6 protein-coding genes are annotated in these 3,548 nt (G+C 67.3%); all 6 read right to left on the reverse strand.

All coding sequences use genetic code 11. The features are described 5' to 3' along the window. Positions 1 to 38 precede the first annotated feature (38 nt). Positions 39 to 533, reverse strand: coding sequence for a hypothetical protein (locus ACFUTU_RS21225; RefSeq protein WP_377967918.1), 495 nt, complete (start codon positions 531 to 533; stop codon positions 39 to 41). Between the two features lie 28 nt (positions 534 to 561). Beyond that, positions 562 to 846 (reverse strand): hypothetical protein, encoded by a 285-nt coding sequence (locus ACFUTU_RS21230; RefSeq protein ID WP_377967920.1) that lies wholly within the window; start codon positions 844 to 846, stop codon positions 562 to 564. Then, positions 843 to 1,106: a hypothetical protein gene (locus ACFUTU_RS21235; protein WP_377967922.1), complete on the reverse strand. Its 264-nt coding sequence runs from the start codon at positions 1,104 to 1,106 to the stop codon at positions 843 to 845. Before ACFUTU_RS21235 ends, ACFUTU_RS21230 begins: the two co-directional genes overlap by 4 nt. A gap of 2 nt (positions 1,107 to 1,108) precedes the next feature. Further along, entirely contained in the window at positions 1,109 to 1,810 is a 702-nt protein-coding gene (locus tag ACFUTU_RS21240; protein ID WP_377967924.1) for a hypothetical protein, read from the reverse strand. Between the two features lie 36 nt (positions 1,811 to 1,846). Next, the gene (locus tag ACFUTU_RS21245) at positions 1,847 to 2,785 is read right to left on the reverse strand and encodes a hypothetical protein (RefSeq protein WP_377967926.1); all 939 of its coding nucleotides are present in this window, start codon (positions 2,783 to 2,785) and stop codon (positions 1,847 to 1,849) included. A 61-nt stretch (positions 2,786 to 2,846) separates the two neighbouring features. After that, the gene (locus ACFUTU_RS21250) at positions 2,847 to 3,467 is read right to left on the reverse strand and encodes a hypothetical protein (RefSeq protein ID WP_377967928.1); all 621 of its coding nucleotides are present in this window, start codon (positions 3,465 to 3,467) and stop codon (positions 2,847 to 2,849) included. Positions 3,468 to 3,548 lie beyond the last annotated feature (81 nt).

Raw genomic sequence — 3,548 nt, forward strand, 5'->3', positions numbered from 1 at the left:
GCCTCGACCCATTTCGGGTCGAGGGCGGGGGCCACGCATCAGAACTCGCCCGAGCCGGGCTGGACGTCGAACACCGGCACGCCGAGGGCCTGCCAAGCGCGGATCACCCTGGGCCGGTCATCCAGCGCGAGCCGCACGTCCCACCGCCCGCGGATGAAGGTCTCGTAGATCTCGGGCTTGACGATGTCGTCCGGCCGCCGGTCGCCCTGTCCGCGCATGAACAGTGGGCAGCGGGCGGTCCACTCCCCTACATGTTCGATGAGCCAGGCGTAGGTCGCGCGGCCGACGTCCCAGCCGTTGTCGTCCAGGACAGGCCTGCCGGAGCAGAACACGATCTCAAGTCCGGCAGCGTGCAGGGCGCGCACGGTTTCGATCACTGGCGGGTTGGGCAGGTCCCAGGGGACGAGCCGGTACTCGTGGTGTCCCCTGATGAAGCGTCCGTCGGGAAGTGTGTGCGTGGCGACCGTCCCGTCGATGTCTACGATCACGGCCGGCGAGAGGACCGCGGTCGTGACAGTGCTGATTTCTGTCATGGTGGGTCCCTCCTTCCGGGCGGTGAGGCTATTCAGTGGACGGACGCTCGGCCTCGACGTCGAGCGGGACGATCGTCCCGAAAAGTCCTGCAGCATGCTGTGACCCGTGCGGGACTGCCAGCGGGTCGGGACCATCGGGCATGACGCCGGACTCTCCGCATGTGGGACACGTCCATGTCCAGGTGACAGGCGCGTGCACGACGCGCCTGTCGATGATCACCCAGTCGAAGCGGTCAACCCAGTCCTTGCGGCCGAGAGGCTGGCAGAGATCGGCGTCGAAGAGGGCATCGGGCACTGGTGTCCGGCTGCTCATCGCACTCCTTCTTCGGCCGGTGCGGGACCGGGCTGGGCCACCCAGTACGCCCCGAGGGGCTGGATGGTCCCGTCTTCATGGCCATGGCAGGTCAGTTCGAGAGAGCCGGCCCATTCGTGGGGACCCTGGGTGATCGCGGTGCCAGCCGGCACCTGCAGCGGAGCGTGGTCGTGGCCGTGGTAGTCGCGGCAGGCCGACTCGTCGTCGTTCGCGAGCTTGAGGGCGCAGCACGCGCAGAGGATGAAAACACCGCTGGCCAAGGTCAGTCCCCGCCTTCCTGGTTGTCGTACTGGCTGACATAGCCGATGAGAAAGTTGTCGTCGACCGGATCGAAGCCGTGCTGCTCCGTGAACTCCGTGTGGTACTCGGCAGGGTCCCGGTCTCCCGGGTGTGGCCGGACGGAGCCGATCGCGTTGGCGATCCACTCCAGTTCGTCGGCACCGGACCACTCCGGCTTGGTGCCGAGGCCGAGGGCAATGGCGTCGACGATGTCGGTGTCGGTCACAGGTCCGGGGTTGCCGTTGGTCCGGGACAGCGGCCTGCTGCAGTCGGGGATGAATCCCATGGCAAGCAGGACGGTCACCGGCAGGTGGCCGGCGTGCCAGATCGCGTCGGCGGCGTCGGTGGGGGAACCGCCCGAGGAGAGTCCGCCGGAGAGGTACAGCCGGTAGCCGGCGACCTCGATGGTGTCCGTCTCGCTGGAGTCCAGTGCCTCTTCGAGCTCGTTGATGATCCTGCGGCCGACGCGCTTGATGACCTCCGGGGTCGGCTCGCCCTCGGCGTCCAGGTGCACGTCGGGGTCGAAGTCCTCGACCAGCTCCTCGAGCTGGGACTCGGGGTCGTCGAACCGGAACGATTCAGGGCCCGCGGTCTCCTCGACCATCAGGCGGCCACGTTCGAAGTCGATCGGCTTGGTACGGTCGGCCGGGACGGCGATGGCCGCGGTGAGCATATCGGCGCTCATGGGTTCTCCTTGGGTCGGGATGTGGGTGGGGTCGGCTCAGGCGGCGGATTGCTGTGTCTTCGCGGCGGCGTGCTCGCGGTAGAGGCGCACGGCCAGGTCGATGCAGTAGCAGGTGAACAGGAAGTGGATGTCCCAGTCGCGCAGGTCCCACTCCCAGGTGTCGGAGCCGACGGTTTCCTCGTGCTCAGCCAGCCATTTGTGGGCCTCCGACTCACTGTCGGCGTGCCAGCGGGCATCTTCGATGATTTCCATGCGCCGCTCGGCAGGGGAATGTCGTGGGACCTCGATGTCGGCGAGCTCCATCCAGTTGTGTTCCTCTGTTAGCCGGTCGAACTTCTCGTCGGGGATGCCGTCGGTGCTCCAGAGGGCAGCACGCGCGGCAGCGGCCGCGTTCCGGCGCTCGTGGTTCAGCATGGTGCCGGTGGCGAGGTGCTCCTGGGCGTTCCAGTGGGCCTCGAAGAGCGCCAACTGTGCGTCCCCGTCAAGGCCGCGCAGTTCGTGCAGGCGCGCCAGCAGCGCCAACTGCTGATGGTGGACCTCCTGGGCCTCGGTGCCGAGTCCCTCGCTTTCTTCGAGGTGCTCCCGCACCAGCTGGATGAAGAGATCCGGGTCGTACTGCTTTACTTCGCGGGAGCGGCCGCCGCAGAGCTTCTCGGCCCAGTATCGGAAGTCGATGCTTGGCGCACCGTCGGAGTAGTAGCCCTCGCTCTTGCCGGCCGACGCGAAGAACCCGATCATGTCTGGTTCTCGGGTGAATATGTAGCCGTCGGCGATGTCGCCGCTGGTGGCCAGGTGGCCGGGCCAGGTGGTGACGTCCCAGGACCACATGCGGGTCCCTGGGGCCTGGATCCTGAAGTGGCGGTAGAGGCCTGCCTCCTTCAAAACTACGAGGACGTGCTCCCGGGTCTGGGCGAGAAAGTCGGCGTACGTGCGGGCGTACGGGTTCTCGGGCTTGACGGTGTCAGGTGCGGACATGGCGGGTCCCTTCCGGGTTGCTGGTCAGGGTTGTAGTCGGGGTGGTCCGCCCGGGCAGGGCTCAGAGGATCGGCAGTGGCCGGCCGGAGGGCTTGTAGTGGCCGTCGGCCTCGTCGAGCACGGCCTCGGTGAGGAGCACTGTGGCGGGCATGAGGAACGCACTGACGAGCGCGGCGAGGCGCTGCTCGTCGGCCAGGACCCGCTCGGGGATGCTGCCGCGGGAGCTGAAGAACATGTCGGCACGCTCGACGAGGCTGGTCCGGCGGGCTTCTCTGGAGGTGAAGTGCTCTGCCACAGTCTGTCCGGGGCCGTACTCGGTGATCACCGAGTAGAGGGCAGCTGGAGCCTCGCTTTTCTTGCGGGTCGTGCTCACGTAGACCTGTACGCCCCATCGGCGGCAGAGCTTCGCGATCGCGTTGACCACGCTGTCCGGGTCACTCTCCCACTGCCCGCAGCTTGACTGGTACAGCTCGTGCACCTCATTCGCGGCGGAGGCGTCGATCGCGCCCGCAACGACGTCTGAGGCGGTCAGCAGTTGCGCGCACATGCGCAGCCGGAACGCCGGCGAGGCGTAGTGGTCGTGGAAGACGATCCGGTCCTCGTGGCAGATGACCAGGTCGTAGGCACTCTCGGGGCCCGGCACGAGCTCCTCTGAGCCGGCCTGGATTCCAGTGGCGGTCATGGCGTGCTCCTTCGAAGCTGCATTGGATGTGTGTGGGATGGGAAGCAGGCGGCGCGGGCGCTCCGACCTCTTGTGGAGGCC

Origin of the sequence: Arthrobacter sp. NPDC057388, assembly GCF_042668165.1 — a bacterium.
Lineage (GTDB): Bacteria > Actinomycetota > Actinomycetes > Actinomycetales > Micrococcaceae > Arthrobacter.